The 20,414-nt window shown below is 67.8% G+C and carries 17 protein-coding genes; 8 read left to right on the forward strand and 9 right to left on the reverse strand.

All coding sequences use genetic code 11. From position 1 onward, the window contains the following. Nucleotides 1-66: 66 nt before the first annotated feature. Entirely contained in the window at nucleotides 67-2,877 is a 2,811-nt protein-coding gene (locus AC1ROD_RS05985) for a TonB-dependent receptor (RefSeq protein ID WP_492947335.1), read from the reverse strand. A 208-nt stretch (nucleotides 2,878-3,085) separates the two neighbouring features. Further along, nucleotides 3,086-3,691: a carboxymuconolactone decarboxylase family protein gene (locus AC1ROD_RS05990; protein WP_492947336.1), complete on the reverse strand. Its 606-nt coding sequence runs from the start codon at nucleotides 3,689-3,691 to the stop codon at nucleotides 3,086-3,088. A gap of 243 nt (nucleotides 3,692-3,934) precedes the next feature. Between AC1ROD_RS05990 and AC1ROD_RS05995 the strand changes: the two genes are divergently transcribed. From AC1ROD_RS05995 to AC1ROD_RS06010, 4 genes are all read left to right on the forward strand, one after another. Beyond that, nucleotides 3,935-5,344 carry an acyclic terpene utilization AtuA family protein gene (locus tag AC1ROD_RS05995; protein WP_492947337.1) on the forward strand — a complete coding sequence of 470 codons (1,410 nt, stop codon included), beginning with the start codon at nucleotides 3,935-3,937 and terminating at the stop codon, nucleotides 5,342-5,344. Beyond that, nucleotides 5,337-5,642: a DUF4387 domain-containing protein gene (locus AC1ROD_RS06000; RefSeq protein ID WP_492947338.1), complete on the forward strand. Its 306-nt coding sequence runs from the start codon at nucleotides 5,337-5,339 to the stop codon at nucleotides 5,640-5,642. The genes AC1ROD_RS05995 and AC1ROD_RS06000 overlap by 8 nt, the downstream gene beginning before the upstream one ends. Nucleotides 5,643-5,781: 139 nt before the next feature. Then, on the forward strand, nucleotides 5,782-6,669 hold the full coding sequence (locus AC1ROD_RS06005; protein WP_492947339.1) for a LysR family transcriptional regulator: 888 nt from the start codon (nucleotides 5,782-5,784) through the stop codon (nucleotides 6,667-6,669). A gap of 135 nt (nucleotides 6,670-6,804) precedes the next feature. Further along, entirely contained in the window at nucleotides 6,805-7,995 is a 1,191-nt protein-coding gene (locus AC1ROD_RS06010; RefSeq protein WP_492947340.1) for a carboxymuconolactone decarboxylase family protein, read from the forward strand. A 60-nt stretch (nucleotides 7,996-8,055) separates the two neighbouring features. Here the strand turns inward: AC1ROD_RS06010 and AC1ROD_RS06015 are convergent, their stop codons facing one another. Further along, nucleotides 8,056-9,219: an alpha-hydroxy-acid oxidizing protein gene (locus tag AC1ROD_RS06015; protein ID WP_492947341.1), complete on the reverse strand. Its 1,164-nt coding sequence runs from the start codon at nucleotides 9,217-9,219 to the stop codon at nucleotides 8,056-8,058. Nucleotides 9,220-9,414: 195 nt separating this feature from the next. Between AC1ROD_RS06015 and AC1ROD_RS06020 the strand changes: the two genes are divergently transcribed. The 3 genes from AC1ROD_RS06020 to AC1ROD_RS06030 all read left to right on the forward strand — a co-directional run bounded on the left by AC1ROD_RS06020 (nucleotide 9,415) and on the right by AC1ROD_RS06030 (nucleotide 13,278). Next, nucleotides 9,415-10,269 (forward strand): fumarylacetoacetate hydrolase family protein, encoded by an 855-nt coding sequence (locus AC1ROD_RS06020; protein WP_492947342.1) that lies wholly within the window; start codon nucleotides 9,415-9,417, stop codon nucleotides 10,267-10,269. A 121-nt stretch (nucleotides 10,270-10,390) separates the two neighbouring features. Continuing rightward, entirely contained in the window at nucleotides 10,391-12,121 is a 1,731-nt protein-coding gene (locus AC1ROD_RS06025) for an IlvD/Edd family dehydratase (RefSeq protein ID WP_492947343.1), read from the forward strand. Nucleotides 12,122-12,150: 29 nt separating this feature from the next. Further along, nucleotides 12,151-13,278: an AbrB family transcriptional regulator gene (locus AC1ROD_RS06030; RefSeq protein ID WP_492947344.1), complete on the forward strand. Its 1,128-nt coding sequence runs from the start codon at nucleotides 12,151-12,153 to the stop codon at nucleotides 13,276-13,278. 4 nt (nucleotides 13,279-13,282) lie between these two features. Here AC1ROD_RS06030 and AC1ROD_RS06035 read toward each other — a convergent pair whose 3' ends face one another. The 6 genes from AC1ROD_RS06035 to AC1ROD_RS06060 form a co-directional block, all read right to left on the reverse strand. Beyond that, nucleotides 13,283-14,581: a CitMHS family transporter gene (locus tag AC1ROD_RS06035; RefSeq protein WP_492947345.1), complete on the reverse strand. Its 1,299-nt coding sequence runs from the start codon at nucleotides 14,579-14,581 to the stop codon at nucleotides 13,283-13,285. Nucleotides 14,582-14,742: 161 nt separating this feature from the next. After that, on the reverse strand, nucleotides 14,743-15,615 hold the full coding sequence (locus AC1ROD_RS06040; RefSeq protein WP_492947346.1) for an SDR family NAD(P)-dependent oxidoreductase: 873 nt from the start codon (nucleotides 15,613-15,615) through the stop codon (nucleotides 14,743-14,745). Nucleotides 15,616-15,619: 4 nt separating this feature from the next. Continuing rightward, on the reverse strand, nucleotides 15,620-16,627 hold the full coding sequence (locus tag AC1ROD_RS06045) for a phosphoglycerate dehydrogenase (protein WP_492947347.1): 1,008 nt from the start codon (nucleotides 16,625-16,627) through the stop codon (nucleotides 15,620-15,622). Nucleotides 16,628-16,654: 27 nt separating this feature from the next. Then, nucleotides 16,655-17,281 (reverse strand): 3-isopropylmalate dehydratase small subunit, encoded by a 627-nt coding sequence (gene leuD / locus AC1ROD_RS06050; protein WP_492947348.1) that lies wholly within the window; start codon nucleotides 17,279-17,281, stop codon nucleotides 16,655-16,657. Between the two features lie 2 nt (nucleotides 17,282-17,283). Then, nucleotides 17,284-18,699 carry a 3-isopropylmalate dehydratase large subunit gene (gene leuC, locus AC1ROD_RS06055; protein ID WP_492947349.1) on the reverse strand — a complete coding sequence of 472 codons (1,416 nt, stop codon included), beginning with the start codon at nucleotides 18,697-18,699 and terminating at the stop codon, nucleotides 17,284-17,286. Between the two features lie 88 nt (nucleotides 18,700-18,787). Next, entirely contained in the window at nucleotides 18,788-19,489 is a 702-nt protein-coding gene (locus AC1ROD_RS06060) for a Crp/Fnr family transcriptional regulator (protein WP_492947350.1), read from the reverse strand. An 86-nt stretch (nucleotides 19,490-19,575) separates the two neighbouring features. On the opposite strand from AC1ROD_RS06060, the gene AC1ROD_RS06065 reads away from it, so the two are divergent. Beyond that, complete coding sequence (locus tag AC1ROD_RS06065) at nucleotides 19,576-20,355, forward strand: class II aldolase/adducin family protein (RefSeq protein WP_492947351.1); 780 nt, start codon at nucleotides 19,576-19,578, stop codon at nucleotides 20,353-20,355. The last annotated feature ends 59 nt before the right edge of the window (nucleotides 20,356-20,414 follow it).

Here is a 20,414-nt window from a genome sequence, read left to right on the forward strand (position 1 = left end):
CCGAACGCGCGAAAACGCCCCCTCGCGGAGAGGGGGCGTTTCCTGTCTTCAGCGTCGGCGAGGGGCTCAGAACGTCGCCCGCAGGCCCAGATTGTAGCTGGGGCCGTATTCATGGATCTGGAACGGGCGATCTTCGCTGCCCTGATAGACCGCCTGGCGCTCGTCGGTGATGTTGGTGCCTTCCGCGAAGATCTGGAAGCGGTCGGTCACCTGCCAGGACGCCCCGAAGTCCAGGGACCCGAAACCGTCGGCGATGATGGCGGAGTTCTTGTCGATCACGGCGTTCGATCCCGGGGTGATGTTGCCGTTGGCCGTGAAGTCGGAGCGGTAGGTATAGCTGAAGTGGACCTCGAACGGACCCTTTTCGAAGAAGGGGCTGATCGAGAAGCTCTGGTCCGACACGCCCTGAAGGCCGGCGGTGGTGAAGACGCCCGGCGTCGCCTCGATGTCGGCCGAGGAGTCGGTGAAGGTCGCGCTGGCCGCGAGACCCAGACCCCAGTCCAGCTTGTAGGAGAAGCCCATCTCGAAGCCCTCGACCGAGGCGTCGCCGATGTTCTGCGGGCGGGTGATCAGCAAGTCCGCCGTCAGGGTGGCCCCGGCCTGGGTGGCGAACAGGATCTGCTCGTTGCGGGCGATGCCGCCGATGAAGTCCGAGATGTCCTTCTTGAATACCGCGCCGTAGATCGCGCCGAAGTCGTTGAAGTACCACTCCAGCGAGGCGTCGTAGTTGATCGAGGTATAGGGGCGCAGTTCCGGGTTGCCGCCGACGCCGACCTTGGTGCTGGCCGCGGCGGTGTCGAGCGCGGTCTGGCCGTTCAGGAAGACCTGGGTGACGAGCGAGCTGTTCGGCACCACGGCGGTGCGCAGGTCCGCCAGCGACGGCCGCGTCAGGGTCTTGGAGGCGCCCAGACGCAGATAGAGGTTGTCGCGAAGTTCGAAGTTCAGGTTCAGGCTGGGCAGGAACTCTTCATAGGAGCCTTCAAAGGTCTGCGGATTGACGACGGTGGTCACCGCGCCCGCGCCGTTGCGGCCGGCGGTCAGAAGCGTGCCCTTGACGGTGGTGTCGGTCGAGACCCAGCGGATGCCCAGGTTGCCGGTCAGCGGGAAGGGGCCGACCTCCGCGCTGAAGTCGCTCCGGACATAGGCGGCGCTGACGGTCTCATCGACGCCGTAGGACTGCTGCAGGTCGGCGCCGGTGGGGACCAGGTCCTCCGACTGGGCGTTGGTGTCGTCAGACTCGCCGGGGATGACGTAGGCGACGCCGTAGAGGCCGCGGTTGTAGGTCAGCCCCATCGGATAGAGGGCACCGATCGACTCGTTGAAGGCGTTCGAGGGCAGCCGGACGTTCAGATACTCGGGCGTGTTGACGTTGACGCCCGGGCGCGCCGTCAGGACCCGGTCGCGGCGCTGATAGTCGCGCGAACGCTCGGTGTACTGGCCGCCGAACCGGAACTCGCCGAACTCGAAGCTGCCGAACCGGGCGCCCAGGTCGCGCTGGACGTTCAGGACGGCGGTGGTGTCAGTGTCTTCCGAGTTGATCGGCCGCGTGCGGTAGGCGGTGACGGCGGTCGAGGTCGGGCTGCCGAGGTCGAGGTTGGTCAGGACCGAGGCGTAGTGGCGGTCACCGATCGGGTCATCGCCGAAGTCATAGCTGTACAGCAGACCGGCCGGGTTCTCGGCGGTGGCGCCGCTGATCCGCTGCAGCGGGACGGGCAGGCTGGACAGGGCCTCGGAATAGCTGATCGACGGCGTGATGGTCCATCCGGCGACGTTCCAGTCGATCTGGCCGCGCAGCGACAGGTTCTCGTGCTCCTGTTCCGAGTATTCGGCGTTGCGGTCGATGCGGCCGCCGCTGATCTGGCCGGCGTAGAGGACGCCGTTGACGACGCGGGCGCTGCCGGCGACGAGGCGGGTCGAGAAGTCCGAGCGGCCGCCGAAGCCGAAGCTGATCCGGTCCTCGTCGATGGTGTTGTTGAAGCGCGAGTACAGGGCGTCGGCGCGCAGGGCGAAGGCCTCATTGGGCTTCCACGACAGGCCGGCCATGGCGCTGATGCGCGTCCGCTCTTCCTGCTCCAGCGTCAGCTGGATTTCGTTCGGCACGGCGACGGTCGCGCCGTTGATGACGCGGTTGGTGTAGCCGGTGGTCTGAACGCGGTCGAACTGCACGTCGCGGGTCGCCAGGGAGACGCCGGCGATCAGGCCCAGCGTGCGGTCAGCGTTGCGCCAGCCCAGCGAGATCGAACCGTTCGGCGTATTCTCCTCGGTGCGGCCCTCATAGTGGGTATAGGCGCGGGCGGTGACGAAGGGCTTCATCTCCAGGGCGTCGGCGGTGCGGATGTCGATGTTGGAGCCGATGCCGCCGTCGATCAGGTCGGCGGTCGGGGCCTTGGTGACCACGATGGCCGAGATCAGGTCAGCCGGGATGACGCGGAACTGGAACTGACGGCCGCTCTGGTCGGAGTTGCGGACGTTTTCGTTATAGGCGATCGGCGAGCCGTTCAGGGTCACTGACTGGAAGTTCGGGCCCAGGCCCCGGACGCTGACGAACTGGCCTTCGCCCGCTTCGCGCGAGATCGAGACGCCGGGCACCCGCTGCAGGGCCTCGGCGACGTTGACGGCCGGGAAGTTGCCGATGTCGGAGGCCGAGACGGCGTCCGAGATCGAGTCCGCGCGGCGCTTGATGGTCAGGGCGTCGGCCAGGCTGGTGGCGAAGGAGCCGGTGACCACGATCTCCTCGACCTCGGTCGCCTCCTCGGGCGCGGGGGTCTGCTGGGCCAGGACGGCGGTCGGCGCGCCGATCAGGGCGGCCACGGCGCAGCCTTGAAGCAGGCGGGCCGCACGGCTGTTCGCGCCGAGGCGCAGGTTGGATTTGGACATTGATGATCTCCGCAGGTCGAATGATCGGCGGACGCGACACGGACCCTCCGGTCCGGCCGCGTGCACCCCCTGCGGTCTTCAACGGCGGCCGCCTTCGAGGCCTCAGCGCCTTGCGTAAGGTTTCATCAAAACTTCATCGGAGCCGGCGCGAGACGTCCCGGCAATGCGGCGACAGGGGTTGCAGCGGACTGGGACCTCCCTTCGCTATTCAACGCATCCCGGCCGAGCGCTGCTGATCACGCAGCGCCAGCAGGTCCCCGGAAAAGCCGGGAACGCCGTCTTCGAGGTCGACGCCGGTCGAGTTGGCGAGGTTGGCCTGCATGACGAAGATCGCGTGGGTCATCAGGATGTCGAGCTTGGCGTCCGGTCCCAGCGGCTCGTCGAAGCCCGTCCATGAGGCGTCCGAATAGCGGTGATCGAAATGCAGTTCGTCGATCGCCTCCACGATTTGCTGGTCCAGCCCTTCGAGCATCGTGTTCGTCGGGCCGACGGCGACGGCGTAGAGCTCCGCGTCGGTGATCCCCAGGGCCAGGGAGGCGGTGCGGTGCTGGGACCACAGATACTCGGCGTCGCAGAGCCAGGACGCCCGCATGCAGGCGATCTGGTACAGCCGCGGCGGCAGGGAGTTGTTGTCGGCGGTGCGCGCGCCGAGCGAGCGGATGGCCTGGCCGTAGATCGGGAAGTTGACCAGCATCTTCATCAGCTTCGTGGCGTTCGGTCCGCCGCGGCGCGGCCCCATGATCCGGCGAAGCTCGATCTGGTCTGGCGTCAGATTGTCCATGTCGGGGTAGGGGAGGCGGCGCGGATAGGTCATCGACGGGTCCTTCATCGGGCGTACGGTCCTCGCCTAAGCCCGCGCGCGCGGACCCTGAAATGCCGAATGCGCATCATACGATGCAGGAAGGTCGGGAGGGCCGGTCGCGCCCCCCAAGGTCTGATGCATGGTTCCAGTCGGATTTTCGATTGGCGCCGGAGCCGGGCGGCTTCTAGTCCGGACTGAAAGCCCCCGCCGCCGGCCGACCGCCGGGCTGAGGCGGGCGGTCAGGAGGAAATGCAAATGGCGACCGAGGCCGAGTTTTCGTCGGTGAAGATCTATGTCCCCCAAGGCTCCCTGGGCGTGGGCATCTTCCCGGAAGAGGTGGAATACGCCCTGGCCTGGGGGCCTGACGCCATGGCCCTGGACGCGGGCTCGACCGACGCCGGCGCCGCCTATCTGGCCAAGGGCGTATCCAAGAACGACAGGGGCTCGGTCAAGCGCGACCTGACCTTCCTGATGGACGCCCAGCAGAAGGCGGGCATCCCTCTGCTGATCGGCACCGCCGCCCAGGCCGGCGGCGACATGAACGTCGACTGGACCCGCGACATCGCCCTCGAGATTGCCCGCGAGAAGGGCTGGTCGCCGAAGATCGCCGTCCTTTACTCGGAACAGACGGCCGAGACGATGAAGGGCAAGCTGGCCGACGGGAAGATCACCAATCTGCCGCCGCTCGGCGATCTGGACGCCGCGACCCTCGATAACTGCCTGCACATTGTCGCCCTGATGGGCCCCGAGCCCTATCACAAGGCGCTGGAGGCCGGCGCCGACATCATCATCGGCGGACGCACGTCCGACCCGGCCGTCATCGCCGCCTTCGCCCTGTGGAAGGGCGCGCCGGCCGGGCCGTCGTGGCACGCGGGCAAGATCGCCGAGTGCGGCGCCCAGTCGACGACCGCCAACACCGGCCAACGCGGCGTCCTGATCGAGATTCACAAGGACGGCTTCGACGTTCAGCCGGCGGATCCCAAGACCAAGGCCCTCGTCACCGGCATCTCGGCCCACCTGCTGTATGAGAACAAGAGCCCCTGGCGGCTGACCGAGCCGGGCGGCGAACTGGACGTCACCAAGTCCGAATACATCCAGCTGACGGAAAACACGGTGCGGGTCACCGGCTCCGTCTGGGATCCCAAGCCCTATACGATGAAGCTCGAGGGGGCGACGGGCGACCTCTACCAGTCGCTTCTCATCGTCGGCATCGCCGATCCCAAGGTGCTGGCCGAGCCCGAGGTCTTCCACGACCATATGCTGATGCGGCTCAAGGACCGGGTGAAGGCCTCGCTCGGACTGGCCGAGGACGAGTTCGACATCTCCCTGCGGATGTACGGCTACAACGCCCTCAGCGGCATGAAGCCGCCGCCGGGATCGCGTCCGCTGGAGATCGGCCTGATGGGCGTCTTCACCGCCCGGACCCAGGAGCTGGCCCACGCCATCGCCAACGCCTGCAACCCCTACTTCTTCCACATGCCGATCCGGCTGGGCGAGGAGCTGCCGAGCTACGGCTGGCCGTTCACCCCGGCCGAGGTGGACAGGGGACCGGTCTATCAGTTCGTCCTGAACCACGTGGTCCACATCGACGATCCGCTCGAACTGGTCCGGATGGAGATCCTGGACGTCGCCAAAGCCCCGACTGAGGAGAAGGCCGTTGCCTAAGGTCAAGGAAGTCTGCCGGCACGTCCGGTCCAAGGTCGCCGGGCCGTTCTGGGTCACCATCGACCTGATGTTCGACAGCCGGGAAAACTACGACCGGTACAGCCAGAGCCCGACCCTGAGCGCGGCCTCGATCGGCGAGATCTATGACGTCGATCCGGCGACGGTGCAGCACTATCCGGTGCCGACCTTGCAGGTGCTCAAGATCTCCTATCCCCGCCGGGGCTCGCAGGGCGGGGTCGAGGAGCGCGATCTGCACTCGGGTCAGCAGTACACCTATCTGATCGACCGGGAGCTCTAGTCCGTTTCGGACGACTTTTCAGGACGATATCGACCTCGGCCGGTCCGCCTCGCGGGCCGGCCGATCTGCGTAGCGGGCCGACCTGCGCCGGGGTCAGGTTTCAGTTGCAAACGGCGGCGGTTCGGGACAGACGAACGATATGGATACGGACTGGCTTGAGGACTTTCTGGCCCTTGTCGATTGCGGGGGATTCTCGCGCGCGGCCGAGCAGCGAAACGTCAGCCAGCCCAGTTTCAGTCGCCGGATCAAGTCGCTCGAGGACTGGGTCGGCGCCACCCTGGTCGATCGCAGCACCCATACGATGCGGCTGACCCCGGCCGGCGAACGGTTCAAGGTCTTCGCCGAGGAGGCCCTGCGCCGCCTCCAGTTCGGACGCGAGGAAGCCCGCTCGGTCGCCAAGACCGCTTCGGAGACCCTGCGCTTCGCCGCCACCCACGTCCTGTCCCTGACCTTCTTCCCGGCCTGGCTGCGGGAGCTGGAAGCCGGGGAGCCCGCCAGTGTCACGGTCACCCTGACGGCCGACAATATGGTGGCCTGCGAGCGGCTGATGGTCGAAGGCCGGGTCCAGTTCCTGCTGTGCCATCACCATGAGGCGGCGAGCACGCGTCTGGGCGCCGATTTCCGGTCGGTGAAGCTGGGCGACGACGTGTTGCTTCCGGTCATGTCGCCACGGCTGGCCCGGACGACCGATCTGGCGAATGCGCCGCAGCTCTGCTTCACGGCGGATTCCGGAATGGGCCGGATCCTGACCGCGGCCTGGGCGGCAGGCGGGCGGACCGCGCCGGTCCAGCCGATCTTCGCCTCCCACCTGGCCAGCGTCCTGACCGCCATGGCCAAGGACGACCGGGGCATCGCCTGGACGGCTCTGAGTCTGGTCGAGGACGATCTGGCGTCCGGCAAGCTGGTGCGCGCGGGCACGGCCGAGGACGACGTGCCAATCGAAATCCGGCTGTGGCGGCCCAAGGCCCGCCAGGCGCCGGCGGCGGAGCAGCTCTGGTCGCGCGTCCTGAAGTCGGTGGCGACCTAGGCCGGGGCGCCGCGCCGGACGGAATACAGGGCGCGCATCCAACCATGTGAAGCCTGCATTGGCCCCGCAGCGTCACCTGCGCCAATCACGGGGTGCGCCCATCCTGTCCGACGGCGCCCAGACCAGGAGATTTCGATGCCGCATCCGATGCGGGTTGCCCCGGCCGACCACGCCGCCCTTTCACCGCGTCAGGTTCATATCAGCCTGAAGATGGGTCCCTTCGGCACGGCCGACGCCCCGAACCTGATGCGGACGATGCTCAACTATCCGGAGTTCGCCCGCGCGCTGGGCCGGATGTCGACGCGGGTGACGCTGACCAGCGACCTGACGCCCCGCCTGTACCAACTGGCCTGCCTGCGCACCGTCTGGCTCTGCGACAGCGAATACCTTTGGGCGCGGCATGCCGACGAGGCGTTGGCGCTTGGCGTCACGGAGGCGGAGCTGACCGAGGTCGCGCGCGGCGGGGCGGGGCTTGAGGGTCTCGACCGACTGGCGGTGGAGGCGGTCGATCAGATGCATACGACCCACTATCTGTCCGACGAGGCCTGGACCGGCTTCGATCCTCTCGGCCCGAACGCCGCGATGGATCTGATGACGACCTATTCCTTCTATGTAACCCTCAGCGCCTTCGCGAACACGACCGGAGTGCAGCTGGACGAGGGTCTGACCGGCTATTCAGACGCCCTGCAGGCCATCCGGGCCTCGGGCGACCAAGGCGGCTGGTCGGGGGTCGCACCCAGCCCCTGTCCCAAGCGGGTCATGGAGGCGGACTATACCGCCCTGTCGCCGGCCCAGATCGAGCAGACCCGCCGGATGGGACGTCGGGGCCTGCCGACGACCTCGAAGCTGCAGAAGGCGATGATCAACTATCCGGACGTCCTGAAGGCGATCTCGCCCTTCGGCATCCGGTCGATCGACAAGACCTCCCTGCCGCCGCGGTTCTGGCAGCTGGCCTGTATGCGGACGGTCTGGCTGTGCGACAGCGAGTATCTGTGGTCCCAGCACCGCAAGGCCATCCTGCAGCTGGGCGTCACCGACGAGGACCTGCACGGCGTCGCGGAAGGACCGGACAGCCCCCGTTTGCAGGGCTTCGACCGGGTTGTCGTGAAGGCCGTCGATGAACTCTATTTCTCGGATCGCCTGTCCGATGAGACCTGGAGCCAGTTCGACCAGTTCGGGCCCGAAGGCATGACCGACCTGATCCTGGTCTACGGCCTCTACATCCTGCAGTCCTGCGTCGCCCGGAATTTCGGCACGACGCTGGAGGCCAATACCCTGGGCTTCCTGCCCGAGCTGGAGCCGCTGCGGGTCAACCAGCAGCGCTGATCCGCGAGCCGCCATTGAAAGCCGCACGACCCCGGTCGTGCGGCTTTTGCATTTCGGGCCTCAGCCCATGCGGACGGCGCCGGCCGCGCGCAGGGCGGCGATGTTGGGGAAGCCGTCCACGGCCATCAGCAGGTCCGCCTCGGCCTGCAGCGAGCGCAGGACGTGGACCGCACCCTCGGTCCCGCCGAGCGCGAGGCCGTAGGAATAGGGACGTCCCACCCCGACGGCGGTCGCGCCGAGCGCCAGGGCCTTGGCCACGTCGCTGCCGGACCGGATGCCGGAATCGAACAGGACCGGCATGTCGCCGGCGGCTGCCACCACATCGGGCAGGAGATCGATCGCGGCCATGCCGCCGTTCGCCTGACGGCCGCCGTGGTTGGAGCAATAGATCCCGTCCGCGCCCGCATCGGCGGCGCGACGCACGTCGTCGGGATGGCAGATGCCCTTGAGGATGATCGGCAGCCTGGTCAGCGACCTCAGCCAGGGCATGTCGTCCCAGGTCAGGACCTTTCCGAAGGTTCCCGCCCAGGCCATGACGGCCGCCGCGACGTCTTCCTCCGGCGGGCGCGGGGTCATCTGGCGAAAGCGCGGATCGGACCAGTAGTTCGACAGCACATGGCCGCGCAGTTGCGGGAAGTTGGACTCGTTCAGATCGCGCGGCCGCCAGCCGGTGACCCAGGTGTCCAGGGTGACGACGATGGCCTTGTAGCCGGCCGTCTCGGCGCGCCCGACCAGGCTGGCGGCGAGTTCCGGATCCTTCGGCGTGTAGAGCTGGAAGAGACCCGGCGTGTCGCCCATGGCGACCGCGACATCCTCAAGCGGATCGTTGGTCAGGGTCGATACGACCAGGGGCACGCCGGTCTGGGCCGCGGCGCGGGCGGCGGCCAGATCCCCGTGACCGTCCTGGGTGCACAGACCGGTCACCCCGATCGGTGCCATGAACAGCGGGCTGGGCAGTTTCATCCCGAACAGATCGACCGACAGGTCGCGGGTGGAGCAGTCCATCATCATGCGCGGGATAAGGCCCCAATGGCCGAAGGCTTCGGCGTTGCGGCGCTGGGTCAGCTCGTCGCCGCAGCCGCCCTGAACATACTTCAGCAGGGACGGGGCCATGGCCGCCTCGGCGCGCCGCTCCAGCCCCGCGAAGTCGACCGGATATTTCGGCAGGACCCCATGCAGGCCGCCGAAATAGATCTCGAGCTGAAAGTCTCCGTAGTGGGCCATGGCTTCCTCCGTTGGGACCCGCGGCTCTGCGTCCGCCAGTGTCGTCTGACGCTTCTTCTCCATGCCGCCGCACAAGCCAAGACCTCCGGCGAGGGGGCATGATTTCATTCGATCATGCTATTGGCCGCCCCCTCCCAAAACTGCGAGGCCCGCCTCGTGACGGTCGGCGATACGGCCACGACGGGAGGACGGTTCATGCGTTTCATCAGCTACAGCAGCGCGGCGGGCGAAGGCGTCGGACTCTGGACGGACGGGGGCTATCGCGGCCTGTCCGTCGCCGATCTGGGCGGCGATCTGAAGACCTTCCTTGGCGAGACCAAGGCCCTGGCCGGACTGGCCCTGCGGCTGGCGCAGGCCCCTCTGGTGGATCTGGAGGCGGTCGATCTGCTCCCGCCCGTGCCCCGGCCGAACAAGACCATCTGCATCGGCCTGAACTACCTCGACCACAGCGCCGAAAGCGGTTTCGAGACCCCGACCTATCCGACGGTCTTCGCCCGCTTCGCCAATAGCCTGATCGGACACGGCGCGCCTCTGGTGCGGCCGAACGCCTCGGACATGTTCGACTATGAGGCCGAGCTGGTCGCCGTCATCGGCAAGGGCGGGCGGCATATCTCCAAGGCCGACGCCCTGAACCACGTCGTGGGCTACACCCTGTGCAACGACGCCTCGGTGCGCGACTACCAGATCAAGTCCCCGCAATGGACCATGGGCAAGGTCTGGGACGGCACCGGCGCCGTCGGGCCCGCCCTCGTCACCGCCGACGAACTGCCCGAGGGCTGCAAGGGCATGACCCTGACCATGCGGGTCAACGGCGAACTGCTGCAGAGCGCCTCGATCGACGACATGATCTTCGACATCGCCACCTTGGTCTCGGTCCTGTCGGAAGCCATGACCCTGGAGCCGGGCGACATCATCATCTCCGGCACCCCGGGCGGGGTCGGGGCGTCGCGCAAGCCTTACCTCTGGCTCAAGCCCGGCGACGAGGCCGTGGTTGAGATCGAGGGACTGGGCACTCTGGTCAACCGCGTGGTGCAGGAAGCCCGCGCCTGAGACCACCGGCTCCGAGGGACCGGTCACCCCTAAGTTTGACGCATGGTTTCAAGCGTTCATCGAGCCCATGGGCCTCGATATGAACGCCCTCAAGACAAGAAAATCATCGAGGAAGCGTACAATGTCGGACAGCAAGAAACCCGGACTCCGTTCGCAGGACTGGTTCGGCGGCCGAGGCCCCAAGGGCTTCGTCCATCGCGCCTGGGTGCGCAGCCGCGGCGTTCCGGGCGACCATTTCGACGGCCGCCCGGTCATCGGGATCTGCAACACCTGGTCCGAGCTGACGCCCTGCAACTCCCACTTCCGGGACCTGGCCCAGTATGTCCGCGAGGGCATCCTGGAGGCGGGCGGCGTGCCGATGGAGTTCCCGGTCACCTCGCCCGGCGAGACCCTGACCCGGCCGACCGCCATGCTGCTGCGCAACCTGACCAGTATGGACGTCGAGGAGACGCTGCGGGCAAACCCCATCGACGGCGTTGTCCTGCTGATGGGCTGCGACAAGACCACCCCGGCGCTGCTGATGGGGGCGGCCAGCGTCGACCTGCCGACCATCGGTCTGAACTCCGGCCCGATGCTGAACGGCTCCTGGCGCGGCAAGCCGTTCGGCATCAAGGACGCCTGGAAGCTCGGTGACGACGTTCGCGAGGGCCGCGCGACCATCGCCGACGTCGAGGACGCCGAAAGCTGCCTGAACCGCTCGCACGGCGTCTGCAACGTCATGGGCACGGCCTCGACCATGGCTTCGATCGTCGAGGCGATGGGGTTGTCGCTGCCCGACAACGCCACCATCCCGGCGGTGGACGCGCGCCGCAAGGTGATGGCGCGGATGGTGGGACGCCGGATCGTCGACATGGTCCGCGAGGATCTGACGATGACGAAGATCGTCACCCGCGAGGCGATCGAGAACGCCGTCCGCGTCAACGCCGCCGTGGGCGGTTCGACCAATGCCGTGATCCACCTGACCGCCGTGGCGCGCCGCCTGGAGGTGCCGCTGGACATCGACGACTGGGACGTCCAGGGCCGCAACATCCCGAACCTGCTGAACATCCAGCCGTCCGGCGACTATCTGATGCAGGACTTCCACGAGGCGGGCGGCCTGCCTGTGATCATCCGCGACCTGTGCGAGGCCGGTCTGCTGCACGGCGACGCCCTGACCTGCACCGGCAAGACCCTCGCCGAGAACAATGCCGAAGCGCGGTGCTTCAATCCCGGGGTCATCTTCAGCGTTGCCCAGCCGTTCAAGCCCAATACCGGCATCGCCGTGCTGAAGGGCAACCTCGCCGCCTCGGGCGCGGTGATCAAGCCGTCGGCGGCCTCGCCGCACCTGCTGACCCACACCGGCCCCGCGGTGGTGTTCGAGAACCAGGAAGACTTCGAGGCCCGGGTCGACGATCCAGCGCTGAAGGTCACGGCTGACTCCGTCCTCGTGCTCAAGAACAGCGGACCGAAAGGCTTCCCCGGCATGCCCGAGGTCGGGATCATGCGGGTGCCGGCCAAGCTGCTGCGGGAAGGCGTCAGCGACATCGTGCGCGTGTCCGACGCCCGGATGAGCGGCACCTCCTTTGGCACCGTGGTGCTGCACGTCTCGCCGGAAGCGGCGGTCGGCGGGGTGCTGGCGGTGGTCCAGGACGGCGATCTGGTGGAGTTGGACGTTACCGCGCGCCGCCTTGAACTGAAGGTCCCGGCCGAAGAGATCGAACGGCGCCTGGCCGAGTGGGCCAGGCCCGCGCCCCATAGTCCCCGGGGATGGGTCAAGCTCTACACCGACACCGTCAATCAGGCTCACGACGGGGCGGATCTGGACTTCCTGGTCGGCAAGTCCGGCAGCGAACCCCCGGCCAACCAGCACTGACGGGGTAGTCCCCGATGGAGATGACGTGAATGACCCGTAGCCTCGGTCTGTCCTGGGCGGCCCTCGTCGGCCTGACCCTTGTTCTGACCGGGGCGATGCGGCTTCTGCATCTGCCCGCCGCCCTGATGCTGGGGCCGATGATCTCGGCCATCGCGGTGGCGATCCTGCAGCCCGGAGCCCGGCTGCCGAAGGGGGCGACGGTTCTGGCCCAGGCGGTGCTGGGTTGCCTGATCGCCCACGCCCTGTCGCCGCATCTGCTGGCGGATCTGGCCCCACGCTGGCCGCTGATGCTGGGTATGAACCTTCTGATGATTCTCGCGATCGCCGGGCTGGGCCTGTTGACCGCCCGTTTCGGCTGGCTGCCGGGCACGGCCGGGATCTGGGGCATGTCCCCGGGCGGCGCCGGAGCGATGGTGCTGCTGTCCGAGGCCTATGGCGCCGACAAACGTATCGTCGCCGTCATGCAGTACGTCCGGTTGCTCTGCGCCGCCCTGGCCGTGGTGGTGATCGGGTCCCTGCTGGGGCAACCCCACGTCGGCCCGCCGGCCATCGCCTTGCCGGGAGGTCCCTCAACGCCCTGGCTGGCTCCCATCGACTGGGCGGGACTGGCCATGACCGTCGCCCTGTCGGCCGCCGCCGTCGGCGCCTCCCTGCGGTGGGGCAAGCCCGCGCTGGTGCTGCTCATCCCGGTTTTCGGCGGTATCGCGGTGCAGGTGGCCCACTGGCCCGCGCCGGCCGTGCCGCCCCTGTTGTCCGCCGCCGCCTTCGCCCTGATCGGCTGGCATGTGGGGCTCAGCTTCACCCGCGCCTCACTGATGCACACGGCGCGGCTGGCCCCGCGCATTCTCGCCTGCAGCGTCGCCATTCTGATGCTGTGCGCGGCTCTGGCGCTTGTTCTGGCATGGCTGGGGAAGGTCAGCTTCCTGACCGCCTATATGGCCCTGAACCCGGGCGGCACGGATGTGGTTCTGGCCATGGCCGCCACTATCGCCGTGGACCTGCCGCTGATCCTGGCGATGCAGCTGACCCGGCTGGTTCTGGTCATCGCGGTCGCGCCGGGGCTGGGGCGGCTGGCCTCCGGCCATCACCTGAAGGCGGTTGACCAGCCGCAGGATCCCGCCGCGAAACTGGCCGACGACGTCGACGCCGTCCTCTGATTTCTCAGGGGAAGGGGATGGCCCCGGTCAGGGCCGCGGCGATCAGGGCGATGAAGGACAGGGCGATGGTCCAGGGCCAGGCGAAGCGCTGCAGCGAACCGACGTCCGTCCTCAGCAGGCTGGCCACGAAATAGATCGGCGCGATCAGCGGGCTCAGGGAATGCATCGGCATGCCGATCAGGCCGGCGCGGGCGATGACCTCCGGCGCCACGCCATGGGCCGCGCCGGTATGGCCGAGGATGGGCAGAACCCCGAAATAGAAGGCGTCGGTCGACAGGATGATCAGCAGCGGCATGCTGAGCAGGGCCGAGATATAGCCGAAGAAGGGGCCCCAGCTTTCGGGCACCACCGAGATCAGGCTGTCGGCCATGGCCTTGACCATGCCGGTCTGGTCCAGAATGCCCGTGAAGGCGCCGGCGGCCAGCACCAGGGTGACCAGCATCATCACAGTCGCGCCATGCGGCTTCAGCCGCTCCTGCTGTTCCTTGATGTTGGGCAGGTTGACCGTCACCGCGATGGCGAAGCCGACCATCACCAGGGCGGGCAGGGGGGCCAGGCCGGCGGCCAGACCACCCATCATGCCGACGGTCAGCAGCAGGTTGAACCAGAAGTTCCGGGGCGTGATGACCTTGCGCTCGCGCGGCAGCAGATCGTGCTCCTCCAGCTCCGGCCCGGAGGCGACGGCCAGTCTGGAGAGGCGGCGGCGCTCCGAGAGGCCCAGGTAGTAGGCGAAGACCAGGGTCGCGCCGAGCGAGATGATCAGGGCCGGGATCATCGGGCCGACGATGTCGGCGACGTCGACCTTCAGCGAGATCGCGGCGCGCGCCGCAGGTCCGCCCCAGGGCAGCCAGTTCATCAGCGGATTGATGAGCCCCAGCATCAGGGCGATGATCAGGGGGTTGATGCCGACCCGGCGATAGATCGGGTACATCGAGCTAATGGTGATCAGGACCGCCGTGGCGCCGTCGCCGTCGAAGCCGACGATCATGACCAGCACCGCCGTCCCCACCACGATCTTGACCGGGTCGTCGCCGACCAGCTTCAGGATGCCGTTGATGAAGGGCTCGAACAGGCCGGCCTCATACATGATCAGGAAGTAGAGGAGGGCGAAGACCAGCATCACCGCCGTCGGCGCGGTCTGGATGATGCCCTTGACCATCATCTCGCCCAGGCCGAAGCCGAAGCCGCCCAGCAGGCCGAACACCACGGGAATGAGGATCAGGGCCGCCACCGCCGACAGGCGATTGGTCATGACCAGGGCGATGAACAGCCCGATGGTGGCAAAGCCCAGTAGCGCCAGCATATTTTCCGTCCCTGGATGATCTTATCGTTGTTGGCGCGCCTTTGAACGGGTCTCGCCTCGCCCGCGCCGGTTCCGCAACCTAGGCCATGGTGGCGTCGTACGCGCCCCTCGCGGTCCCGATCTATCCATTCGGGTTTTGCATGACGGCGGAGGTCGGAGAGCTAGGCCTTGGTCACCAGATCGGCCGACAGGGTGGCGTTCGGGCCGTCGCCGCCACGGGCCGCCATCAGCCGTGCGCCCTCGCCGGAGAGGATGTCGAACAGCAGCTCGGGCGCGGTGGCGCGCAGGGTCAGGGCCTGGCTTTCCTGCTCGCCGGCGATGACGATCTCTCGCGCCCCGGCGGCCAGACCGTCAACGATGGCGCGGGCGGCGACGGCGGGGTCGATGCCCGCCGCGATATTGCCGTCGGTGGTCCCCAGGGGCGAACCGTCGCCGGTCAGGGCGTTGGCCGAGACATTGGTCTGGACATAGCCGGGCATGACGGTGGTGACCCGGACGCCGCAGGACGCTTCCAGCTCGGCGCGCAGGGCGTCGAAATAGCCGATGCAGGCGTGTTTGGCGGCGCTGTAGCCGGTGCGCAGCGGCGTCCCGACCTTGCCGGCGACCGAGCTGATCACCGCCACATGGCCACGCCCTTTGGCGATCATGGCAGGCAGGACCAACTGGGTCAGGCGCAAGGGGGCGAAGAAGTCGATCTCCATCAGATCGCGATAGACCTCGAACCGGGTATCGACGGCCAGGCTGCGCTGGCTGACGCCGGCGTTGTTGATCAGCAAATCGACGCCGCCGCGCCAGGCGAGGGCGGCCTCCACCACGGCGGGCAGGGCGTCATAGTCGGTGGCCTCGAACGGCAGGACCAGGGTCTCGCCGCCTATGTCGCGCGCGACCCGATTCAGGGCCTCCACCCGGCGGCCGGACAGGATCAGGGCCGCGCCGCGCCCCGCCGCCTCCCGGACCAGGGCCTCGCCGATGCCGGAGGAGGCGCCGGTGATCCAGATCGTCAGGCCCTGCCAGTCCGTTGCGTCGTCCGCCATGTCGTCACCGTCCCGCTCTGCCGTCGGCCACCACGCAACCCGGCGCCGGGTCGCCGCCCGCGAGAACCGCGACCACGGACTCCGCCGCGATCCTGTTCGTCCGGTTCAGCCCTTCGCGCGAGGAGGCGGCCGCATGAGGCGTGGCCACGACATTGGGCAGGGCGAGGAGGGCGTTGGTGGTTTCCATGAAGGTCGGATCGCTCTCGCTGACGAAGACGTCAAGACCGGCGCCCGCCAGGTGTCCGGAGCGCAGGGCGTCCAGAAGGTCGGCGTCCTGGACCAGACCGCCGCGCGCCGCATTGATCAGGATGGCGCCGGGCTTCATCCGGGCCAGGGTTCCGGCATTGATCAGATACCGGGTCTCGGGCGTCAGGGGGGCGTGGACGGTGACGTAGTCGCTCTCCGCCAGCAGCCGATCCAGATCGACATATTCGACGCCCGTCGCTTCGGCATAGGCGGGATCGGGATCGGCCGTCAGGGCCAGAACCCGGGCGTCGAAGCCGCTCAGCCGCTTGACCAGGCTCTTGCCAATCCGGCCCAGACCGATCACCCCGACCGTCTTCTCATAGAGGTCCGAGCCCGTGAGGATGCCCCATTTCCCGGCCTGCATATTGGCCTGGGATTCCCGCAGCCGCTTGGCGATGGCCAGCATCATGCCGATGGTGTGGTCGGCGACGGACGCATCGTTGCCGCCCGCGCCGATGGCCACCACCCGGCCGAGATCGCGCGCCGCGTCCAGATCGACCCGCTCATAACCCACGCCCCGGCGCGAGATGATCTGAAGCTTCGGCAGGGCTTCCAGCAGGGCGCGGGTGACCCGGGCATGGCCGACGATCCAGCCGTCGGCCTTCGCCAGCAGCTGGACCAGCTGGTCGTGGTTCAGGTCGCCGTCCGCCGTTCCGGGCGCGAGATCGACGATCGCCACCTCGCAGCCGTTGTCCTCCAGATAGGCGATCGTGGCCTCGTCGAAGAAGCGCTGGGTGACGACGACGCGGTGACGGGAAGCGGACATTCGGGTTCTCTGTTGGGCCGGTGACAGTCAGTAGCTGGAGCGACGCCCGCCGGCCAACCAGGGTCGCTCGGCATGATAGGCCGCCTCGAAGGCGCGGATCCGATCGGCGTCCTTCAGGGTCGCCCCGACCCCGTCCAGACCTTCAATGAGCCTGAGCTTGAGATTCGCGTCGATCTCGAAATGGATGTCGCCCTCGACCGTGGTCAGGGTCTGGGCCGGCAGGTCGATGGTCAGGCGGTTGCGGGCGGGGTCCGAGACCAGGGCCAGAAGCTCCGCGATCTCCTCGGGCGTCAGGGTGACGGCCAGCAGCCCGTTGCGGGCGCAGTTGTCGTAGAAGATGCCGGCGTAGCTGGTGCCGATCAGGGCGCGAATACCCAGCTGACGCAGGCCCCAGACGGCATGCTCCCGGCTGGAGCCACAGCCGAAGTTCGGGCCGACGACGAGGAAGGCCGCATCGGTCCAGCCGGGGCGGTTCAGAATGAAGGTCGGGTCCGGACGGCCCTCGGCGTCGAAGCGCAGTTCATGCAGGACGCCGATGGCCAGCCCGTCGCGGTCCACCCCCTTGAGGTAGCGTTTGGGCATGATGACGTCGGTGTCGACATTGGCGGCGGGCAGGGGCGCCGCGGTCCCGGAGACGATCGAAAAGGGCTCCATGCTCACCGGTCCAGTCGTCGGCTGTCGGTCAACCGCCCCGCGATCGCCGCCGCCGCCACCATGGCCGGGCTCATCAGATGGGTCCGGCCGCCGAGGCCCTGCCGGCCCTCGAAATTGCGGTTGGTGCTGGAGGCGCAGCGCTCGCCGGGCGCCAGGACGTCATCGTTCATGGCCAGACACATGGAGCATCCCGACTGACGCCACTCGAACCCGGCCTCGCTGAAGATCTTGTCCAGGCCCTCGCTCTCGGCCTGCCGCTTCACCGCGCTCGAACCGGGCACGACCATCCCGCGGACGCCGTCTGCGATACGCCGTCCGCGCAGCACCTCGGCCGCCTCGCGCAGGTCCTCGATACGGGCATTGGTGCATGAGCCGATGAAGGCTCGGTCGATGGCGACGGCCTCCAGCGGCATGCCGGCCGTCAACCCCATATAGTCCAGTGCGCGCTTCAGATCCCGGCGGACGGCCGCATCGGGCTCCGCCTCCGGATCGGGTACGACGGCGCCGATGGGCAGGGCCTGATCCGGGCTCGTGCCCCAGGTCACCATGGGTTCGATCCGGGCGCCGTCCAGAACCACCGTGCGGTCAAACCGGGCGTCGGGATCGCTCCTCAGTGTCCGCCAGACCGCGACCGCGTCGCGCCAGGCCTCCGTCGTCAGGCCGGTCTTGTCCTTGAGATAGGCGAACACCTTGTCGTCGGGCGCGACCAGGGCGCCGCGCGCGCCACACTCGACGGCCATGTTGCAGATCGTCATCCGCCCCTCGACGCTCATGGCCTCGATCACGGCGCCGCAGAACTCGATCGCGAACCCGGTCGCGCCCGCCGCCCCGATCTCGCGGATCAGGGCCATCACCACATCCTTCGGCGCGACGCCCGGTCCCAGCGCGCCGGTCACCTCGACCCTCAGGGTCTGGAGCCGGCTGTAGGTCACCGTCTGGGTCGCCAGATAGTGTTCGATGTCCGATGTCCCGATGCCGAAGCCCAGGGCCCCCAGGGCGCCGTAGGTCGTGGTGTGGGAATCCCCCGCCGCGATCACCATCCCGGGCAGGACGCGCCCCGTCTCCGTCATGACGACATGCTCGATGCCCTGCAGCGGATGCAGGATGTCGTAGAGTTCGATGCCGAAGTCGCGGCAGTTCTCGTGGAAATAGTCTGTCTGGTTCTGCCCGCCCGGATCCGGCATGGCCCTGACACGGCGGGCGGCGGTGGGGTTCACATGGTCGACGACGCCCAAGGCGGCTTCCGGTCGCCACACGGGGCGTCCGGCCTCACGCAGTCCGGTGAAGGCCTGGGGGCTGGTGTATTCGTTGAGCACCGTCCGATCGACATAGAGCAGCAGGGCGCTGTCGACCGCGTCGAAACTGCGCACGCGGTGGTCATCGACGAGTTTGTCGTAGAGCGTTCGTGATTGCCGCAACCCGGAGCGTCCTTGTCGCTCCCCCGATCAGGAGCCCTCCGAAGTTAGCGGACGAAGCGCGGCTGCTGCATGCAAAGGCCAAATGGAATCATAGGCCAACGGGCTGAGCCGGAGGCTCGTTTCGACGGCTCAGAAGAGTCAGGCGCTCGACGTCCAGAAGGGCGACGCGGCCGTAATCCGCGCGCACCAGCCCGTCGCGTTCCAGGGCCTTCAGATAGCGGTTCAGCGTCTGTCGGCTGACCCCGACCAGCACCGCCAGTTCGGCCTGACGCAGCGTCGGAACGTCCGAACCCGTGTTCGCCGCGGCATTCAGCAGGGCCGTGGCAAGGCGCACGGGCGGCGGCTGAACCACCCTCTGGCCGATGAAGCTCAGGGACTCGCGCTGATGGGCGCAGCCGAGCAGAGCCAGATCCCGCCAGAGCGCGGGCTCGGCCTCGGCCATTCGCACAAACCTGGATTGCGGGATGTTGAGCGCGAGCGTCCCGCCGAACGCGATCGCATCCTGGGGTCTCGGCCCATCGTCGAGGGTGGAGAGTTCGCCGCACCAGCTTCCGGGACCGAGCCGCCGGATGACGACCTCGGATCCGCTGGTGGGATAGGCCATGAGCCGGACCTGGCCCTCCACCACCGCCCACAGACCGTTGGGCGGATCCCCGGCGCCGTACAGGCGCGCGCCGTCGGCCAGTTTCAGAGGTGTCGCCTGATCGAGCAGCAGCGCCTGGCGGGACGCGGGCAGGGCGCCGAACCAGCCGTCCGCCGCCATCGCAGCCTTCTGTTCCGCCGTCAGCATGGTGCGCCTCCCCCGATTGTCGCGTTCGCGACAATCTCTGATCCGGTCTGGAGATACCGTCGGTGAAACTCAAGGGAGAAACAAACATGACGGCCCAGCTGAAACCGGTTCCCACGCTTCGCGATCGCGTATCGCCCGAGGAGTGGGCCCAACGCGTCGACCTGGCCGCCGCCTATCGGCTGGTAGCCCTCTACGGCTGGGACGATCTGATCTTCACCCATCTGTCGGCGCGCGTTCCGGGGCCGGAGCACCATTTCCTGATCAACGACTATCGCAACATGTTCGACGAGATCACCGCCTCAAACCTGATCAAGATCGATGTCGAGGGGAACATCGTCGACGACGTCCCCGGCGGAGTGGTCAATCCGGCGGGCTTCATCATCCATTCGGCCATCCATATGGCGCGCGAGGACGCCAATGCGGTGATCCATCTGCACACCCCGCACGGCCAGGCGGTCTCGGCGATGAAGGAGGGGCTCCTGCCCCACACCCAGACGGCCATGATCGCCCACCACGACGTCGCCTATCATGACCACGAAGGCATCGCCGAGGCCCTGGGCGAACGCGACCGGATCGTCGCCGACATGGGCGACAAGAGCGCCCTGATCCTGAGGAACCACGGCACCCTGACGGTCGGCGAGACGGTGGGGCAGGCCTTCCTGCGCATGTACATCCTCGAGCGCGCCTGCGAGGCCCAGGTGATGATGCTGGCGGCCGGACGCGACGGGCTCAACCCGCCGCCCGAGGGCATTCCGGAAACGGTCGAGCGTCAGACCAAGGGTCCGATGGGCGCCCTGGCCGACCGCATCGCCTGGCCGGCCCTGCTGCGCCGCCTCGATCGCGTCAGCCCCGGCTATCGCGACTGACCGGACAAAGAAAAGTCCCGGACGACGGGCGCCGTCCGGGACCTTGAGGTCGGTGATCA

Source organism: Brevundimonas sp. GW821-FHT12E07, from assembly GCF_058807035.1.

What these genes read in the sequence shown, in the direction of transcription:
- AC1ROD_RS05985 (WP_492947335.1), bottom strand. Translation starts at nt 2,877, where the DNA reads ATGTCCAAATCCAACCTGCGCCTCGGCGCGAACAGCCGTGCGGCCCGC.
- AC1ROD_RS06065 (WP_492947351.1), top strand. Translation starts at nt 19,576, where the DNA reads ATGACGGCCCAGCTGAAACCGGTTCCCACGCTTCGCGATCGCGTATCG.
- AC1ROD_RS05995 (WP_492947337.1), top strand. Translation starts at nt 3,935, where the DNA reads ATGGCGACCGAGGCCGAGTTTTCGTCGGTGAAGATCTATGTCCCCCAA.
- AC1ROD_RS06020 (WP_492947342.1), top strand. Translation starts at nt 9,415, where the DNA reads ATGCGTTTCATCAGCTACAGCAGCGCGGCGGGCGAAGGCGTCGGACTC.
- AC1ROD_RS06015 (WP_492947341.1), bottom strand. Translation starts at nt 9,219, where the DNA reads ATGGCCCACTACGGAGACTTTCAGCTCGAGATCTATTTCGGCGGCCTG.
- AC1ROD_RS05990 (WP_492947336.1), bottom strand. Translation starts at nt 3,691, where the DNA reads ATGACCTATCCGCGCCGCCTCCCCTACCCCGACATGGACAATCTGACG.
- leuD (WP_492947348.1), bottom strand. Translation starts at nt 17,281, where the DNA reads ATGGAGCCCTTTTCGATCGTCTCCGGGACCGCGGCGCCCCTGCCCGCC.
- AC1ROD_RS06005 (WP_492947339.1), top strand. Translation starts at nt 5,782, where the DNA reads ATGGATACGGACTGGCTTGAGGACTTTCTGGCCCTTGTCGATTGCGGG.
- AC1ROD_RS06040 (WP_492947346.1), bottom strand. Translation starts at nt 15,615, where the DNA reads ATGGCGGACGACGCAACGGACTGGCAGGGCCTGACGATCTGGATCACC.
- AC1ROD_RS06060 (WP_492947350.1), bottom strand. Translation starts at nt 19,489, where the DNA reads ATGCTGACGGCGGAACAGAAGGCTGCGATGGCGGCGGACGGCTGGTTC.
- AC1ROD_RS06035 (WP_492947345.1), bottom strand. Translation starts at nt 14,581, where the DNA reads ATGCTGGCGCTACTGGGCTTTGCCACCATCGGGCTGTTCATCGCCCTG.
- AC1ROD_RS06025 (WP_492947343.1), top strand. Translation starts at nt 10,391, where the DNA reads ATGTCGGACAGCAAGAAACCCGGACTCCGTTCGCAGGACTGGTTCGGC.
- AC1ROD_RS06030 (WP_492947344.1), top strand. Translation starts at nt 12,151, where the DNA reads ATGACCCGTAGCCTCGGTCTGTCCTGGGCGGCCCTCGTCGGCCTGACC.
- AC1ROD_RS06010 (WP_492947340.1), top strand. Translation starts at nt 6,805, where the DNA reads ATGCCGCATCCGATGCGGGTTGCCCCGGCCGACCACGCCGCCCTTTCA.
- AC1ROD_RS06045 (WP_492947347.1), bottom strand. Translation starts at nt 16,627, where the DNA reads ATGTCCGCTTCCCGTCACCGCGTCGTCGTCACCCAGCGCTTCTTCGAC.